Origin of the sequence: Paenibacillus alba, assembly GCF_013204855.1 — a bacterium.
Classification (GTDB): Bacteria; Bacillota; Bacilli; order Paenibacillales; family NBRC-103111; genus Paenibacillus_E; species Paenibacillus_E alba.
The window spans coordinates 106,054-112,053 of sequence record NZ_JABMKZ010000028.1; the positions used below are offsets into that span (position 1 = coordinate 106,054).

The window sequence follows — 6,000 nt, forward strand, 5'->3', positions numbered from 1 at the left end:
TGTATGGCTAATAAACATAACTTGCCATCCCATCCCATCAGAGTTAACTTACAAACACTATATTTTTACACAATCCTCCAAATAACACTGAAAAGGGGACGTGCATAAGCGCACGTCCCCTTTTCGTCCCCAACTACCCCTTCATTATTTTCTGCACTTCCAATTCGCGGTCAAACAATACTTCTAACAATGGTCCGTTATCTGAGGCAATCTCAATCCCTCATTAGTTTCAATGTTCGGTATTTACTCTAATAAGTAATTATTCTCCAAGTCATATTTTGTCTGGCCCTTGTTTGCTCCCTGCCTCATAAACGGGGTGCAGTCCTTGAATACGTTGGTTTTTTTCCATGTAACCTTTTAGCTGCCTACCCGATCTAATATATAAGTAACGTTACGAACATTCTAATACTTCTAGTCAAGAAAGCAGGTGAACCCTTGCATACAGATCCTATTGTCGTCAAAGCCAAAGCTGGGGACCCTGAAGCATTCATGCAGTTGATGCAAGAGCTAGAGTTACCTTTATATAGAACTGCGAGGTCCATCGTCAACAAAGACGAAGATTGTGCAGATGCCCTGCAGGAGACGATGCTTAAAGCCTTTAAATCCATCCATACCCTCAGAGAGCCCGCTTTTTTCAAAACGTGGATCTTTCGGATTCTGATTAATGAATGCAACAAAATGGTCAAAAGCAGCTCAAGAGCCCTCCCATACGGAGAGCTTCCTGACGTCACTTCCACTTCCAAGGATTATGAGAAAATCGAATTATGGGATGCCGTTCAACATCTTGAGGAGAACCTGCGGATTGTCATTCTCCTTCATTACCTACAGGACATGCCGATCAGTCAAATTTCTGACATTCTCGAAATTTCTACGGTAGCTGTGAAGACCCGGCTGCATCGCGCCCGCAAAAAGCTAAAGCATTCATCTCAAATCAATCAAGAAAAGGGAGTTGCGACATCGTGAACACGAAGTTAGAAGAACAATTAAAGAACTGCCAAAGCCTACTTCCCGATCAGTTATCGGATATTGCCCGCTCCAAGCTGAATGAGACTTACCAAATCATCAGAGAAACCGATAATACCATTTCCCCCATTCAGAGAAAGACAAATGTATCAAGAACTTTTAATAAATGGTGGGTTTCCACTGTAGCCGCTGCAATCCTTGGAGTTACACTCATTGCTTCCGGCTTTGTATCGCCCGTAATGGCAGTTGCACTCAAGCAAATTCCAGTGCTGGGGCAAATCTATTCATTATGGGGCGAAAAAAACTTAGATCCTGGTCTTCAACAAGCCGAGGATTTCATCACAAACGTAAACCAAAGCGTAACCCATGGCAAGGTGACTATGAATGTTCCAACCTTGTTATTTGACGGGACCCGAATTCTTATGAACGTAACCACTCCTGGAAATCGTCTGGCTTCGGAGCCCAATTCGCCGCCTTCTGATGCCAATAAAGGGGCGGTGGATACGTTAGAGGTCCTCTATAAAGATCAACCTCTGAGCTGGGATTACGAATTCATGGACGGTGAGACTGCTTCCAGCCTAATGGTTCAGGTTACCAGAACTACTAGCATAAACCAGACTGTTCAGTTCCCTGATCAGTTTGACTTGACTGTAAATGTAACGTTAAAGGGTTACGATGTCCCGTTCCAATTCGTTCTGCCTATTACCAAATCAACGCCCGTTACCGTTTTAACTTCAAAGGAGACCAAGCATCACGATAACATTAACTTGCAGATCAGCAAGCTGGAAATCACTCCAATCACAACACAGGTATCCGTTGAGTACAAAACCAAACCCGGCCAGAGCATAGAAGAAATGCTCGCTTCTATCCCTTCGAAATACAAGGGTGCTGACGGGGGCGTCATCGCTCTTCAGTATGACATTGTGGATGAACATGGCGTTCAACTGAAGCCTATCGGTGCTCACCCCCTTAGCGAATCTTATACTATTCGCTTTGAACCCTTCAAGACTCTACCGCGTACCGTAACCATCAAACCGTACTTAGTCGTATCCGAAGGTCAAGCCCCAGCTGGGGTTATAGGACGGTGGGAAGACAACAATATGGTCAAGAAATACATCCCTGAGCTAGAGACTGTACTTTCCGTGCAATAGTTCAGCTGTAAAAGGAAACCTACTAAAGGCGGAGCCATAATTGGCTTCGTCTTTTTATTTAAATGACTTTAACAAAATGAATGGCGTACTCAGAATACGCTCGTTCGAAATGAGAATACTTTGCTTACTGAATGTAAGACTGAATGGTTAAAGCATGTTAATAGAGAAAGAGACCTGGACAATAACATCCAAGTCTTTGAAAAACAAGTAAAGAAATTAGTACATCTCGATATTAAAGATGAGCGGATACTCTAGCAAATCATCATAAAGCTCATTCAGAAGATTGAAGTTCTTGATGATGGAAACATAAAGATACATTAAAATATTACTCATCTATTTCCTTTACAGGGGGTTTAGGGATTTAATCCTGCCCCTTCCATTTTAGCAGCACTGTACACTCCACAGTGTCGTATGCGGGAACATAGGCTACTTGGTTCCGCTTTTTCGCGGCATTCTAAAGCCTTGATTTATAAGGGTTTTCTCCTATGACTTATGGTTCTACTCGATTCCCGTTGACCTGAAAATAACCCCTTTCGTCCCCAGTATATTACATCATGCCGCCCATGAGACAAGTACGTTTTCATGTATTTTTTGAGTCCTTTCTTGTGTGTACAATCCGATTTCTTCAGAAATCAGTCCTATATATCCAAGTGAATACGATGTATGCGTAGAGTTCGTAGACATGTTGTGGGCAAGGAATTATTCAGGGTATCCGTATGCGGGAAGCAATCCCGTTACGCGGCAGTAGCAATCTCATAAGGAGTTTTAATATTTCCATCTCCTCCGGCGAACCCATAACCGCCAAGATTAGGATCCCTATTAAAACTTCTTTTCTTTCTCATTTCATATCCTCCGATTTTTATCTTACTATTTAAGATTTAGATAAAATTCGACTGCTTAAGCAGTCTCTGGATCAACGTCGCCACTTCGGCGCGCGTGACATTGGCCTGGGCTTCGAGCTTGCCACCGCTTCGGCCGCTGATTAACCCCGCCTTTGCCGCCAGCGCGATGCTGTCTCTGGCCCAAGTCCCCGCGCCAGAGCTATCCGCAAACTTCCCGAGCTCCGCGTCCGTATTAATTGCGCCCGTTGCCTTGGCGAGACCGGTTAGCTTCATCGCCTTGGCGATGATGACCATTGCCTCTTCGCGCGTAATCTTGGCGTTCGGATGGAAGCTGCCGTCCTCGAAGCCCGAAATCAGTCCGTTGGCTGCGGCCGTCTGAATGGCACTTGCATACCAAGCGTCCGTTACGACATCCCCGAAGCTGTGCGATCCCTCGCCCAGCCGCAGTCCCAATCCGCGAACGATAATGGCCACGAACTCGGCGCGGGTGATGTCCGCGTCCGGATTGAACGTTGCCTCGTTCACGCCTTGGATGACGAGGCGCGACCCCATGTCGTTCACGGCTTCCTTGGCCCAATGCTTCTCCACATCGGCAAAGGCGATCGGATGCCAAACGACCGTGTACGTGCTATTGGTTAAGCTGTTGATTATCGCGTAAGACTTGCCATCCATCATTACAATCTTGGTCGGTACGTGCCGCACCGTTCCGTTGGCGTCAACGACGACGCCCGTAGTTATTCGGTTCGCGTCGATGCCGGACGGCAAAGCCACCATGCGTTCGACATAGACGTTAAATGTCGTGACTTCGACTGTTTTTCCGCCATAGGTACCTGTGACCGTGAAATCAACCGCCGGCACAACAACGGAGAATTCGCCCTTCGTCGCCGCGTTCTCCACTACCTTGACCATCGTGTCCGGCGTTTGCGCAACCGTGACTTTTAACTGAATGTCCTCCAGCTTCACACTGCTGCCGAGCTTGCCGGCTAATTTGTCGATGTTGATCTCCTTCGCCGGCAACGTGTAGGTTCCCTTGTCTGTCTGCAGAACAAGCGTCGCCGAGAGGTTCTCCATGTTCTTAACCATCTTGCCGTTCAGCTCGCCAACAATGACGTTCGACGCCGACTTAACCGGAATGGTGACGACGGCATTCACGCCCTCCGCATCCAGCTTCGCTTGCAGCTTGGCTGGATCGACGGCGACCGTCGTCGTCTTGACGCCGCCCGAGTCCGTCGTTGTTGCTTTGCCCGCATTTTCAGCCTTGCCGTTAACCAGCACGTTGACGGACTCTTCCTTCGGACCGGTCGTTCCGGTCGTTCCGGTCGTTCCGGTCGTTCCAGTCGTTCCAGTCGATGTCTCATTCGAAGGCTGAGGAGCTGGCTGCTCGGCAATTACAATCGCCGCCGCCTGATCGAACTTCACGACTCGGCCTTGCGCGTCTATCTCAGATACGCCGATCTTGTCGCCGTTCGCTGCCGGGATCAAGCCGTCGCTTGGGACGTTCTGGTAACCGCTTAGCGTATCACCAACCTTCGGTACGTCTACAGGGCCGCTGCCGAAATTGAAGTAAACCAGCCGGTGATTGTCGTCGGCGTCAGGCGTTACCGTAATCCGGGTTTTGCCGTCGTTCGCCGCGCCGCTCGGATCGCTTGCGGTCACCGTCAACCCGCCAGCCGGAACGGATACGTTCGTCGTGAAGATTAAAGTAGCGGGCGGACCCGCTGGAACAGAGCCGCTGGCTGCCACCCGTACCTGAACCGTATGCTCGCCGCTTAGCTCCGGCATGTTGGTTCCGTCAAACCGAACGTAAGCTCCGCCGTCAACGGAGAATTCCATCGTCGTGTCCAACCCGACAATTACATTGCTCGCATCGTCGGCACTCACATTCGGCACCGTTGGAAGGGTTGCATCCGAGTCATGGATGGTCACTTGAGCGGCTATAGAGGCAAAATTTGATTCCGTTGCGGCTACCCGCACGTAATAATCACCCGGCGCCAGCCCGACAACCGATGTTCCGGTCATCTTCGTCCAAGTTCCGGAACTTCCTTGCTTAAACTCCATTGCAGGATTCACGTTGAGAATTGAACCGTTACTCGCTCCGTTATAAGTGACATCCGTCACGGATACACCGACTGGAGCTGCCGGGCGAGCCGGCAGACTTAGCGCCTGCGGCGCGCTGTCGGTCGTTGTTGTGCCGTTGCCCTTCTTGACCACATTCACAGTAACGCCCAGCCAGCTGGCGGTAATATTCACCTTGCCGCTACCGTCCGCCGTCACCGCCGTTCCGTTAATGGTGTAGGCGCCGCTTGGCACAAGTCCCGTCAGCTGTTCTGACACGTAGTCGATTTCCGCCGTAGGCTTCGTTTCCGCCGCCAGTGCTAAGGTGACGGTAATCGTCGCGTTGCTCTTCTTGCTGGTATTCACCGTCGAAGTCGCTGTAACGAAATAGGTTCCCGGCGCGATATCTGCCGGTACAGTTACGTTCCCGTCACTGTCCACCGGCAGCTTCGGGTCGCTTGTTTTCCACGTGACCGTGGTCGCCGCTCCGCCCACCGCATCGACGTTAGCCGTGAACAGCTTGCTGCCGCCTTGCGCGATGCTGGCGGTTGCCGGGCTGATGCTCACGCTGTTGATGGCAGGCGCGTTCGTCACAGTAATCGTCGCGTTGCTCTTCTTGCTGGTATTCACCGTCGAAGTCGCCGTAACGAAATAGGTTCCCGGCGCGATATCTGCCGGTACAGTTACGTTCCCGTCACTGTCCACCGGCAGCTTCGGGTCGCTCGTCTTCCACGTGACCGTCGTCGCCGCTCCGCCCACCGCATCGACGTTAGCCGTGAACAGCTTGCTGCCGCCTTGCGCGATGCTGGCGGTTTCCGGGCTGATGCTCACGCTGTTGATGGCAGGCGCGTTCGTCACGGTAATCGTTGCGTTGCTCTTCTTGCTGGTATTCACCGTCGAAGTCGCCGTAACGAAATAGGTTCCCGGCGCGATATCTGCCGGTACAGTTACGTTCCCGTCACTGTCCACCGGCAGCTTCGGGTCGCTCG

At 50.6% G+C, this 6,000-nt stretch carries 3 protein-coding genes; 2 read left to right on the forward strand and 1 reads right to left on the reverse strand.

The genetic code is table 11. The annotated features are described in order from the left end of the window. The first annotated feature begins 435 nt into the window (after window positions 1-435). Together HQN90_RS27190 and HQN90_RS27195 are read left to right on the forward strand one after the other, a co-directional pair. Window positions 436-963, forward strand: coding sequence for an RNA polymerase sigma factor (locus tag HQN90_RS27190; protein WP_173224576.1), 528 nt, complete (start codon window positions 436-438; stop codon window positions 961-963). Next, window positions 960-2,114: a DUF4179 domain-containing protein gene (locus HQN90_RS27195; protein WP_173224577.1), complete on the forward strand. Its 1,155-nt coding sequence runs from the start codon at window positions 960-962 to the stop codon at window positions 2,112-2,114. The genes HQN90_RS27190 and HQN90_RS27195 overlap by 4 nt, the downstream gene beginning before the upstream one ends. Before the next feature lie 878 nt (window positions 2,115-2,992). Here HQN90_RS27195 and HQN90_RS27200 read toward each other — a convergent pair. Next, window positions 2,993-6,000, reverse strand: a 3,008-nt coding sequence (locus HQN90_RS27200) for an S-layer homology domain-containing protein (RefSeq protein WP_173224578.1), incomplete at its 5' end; no start/stop codon positions are given.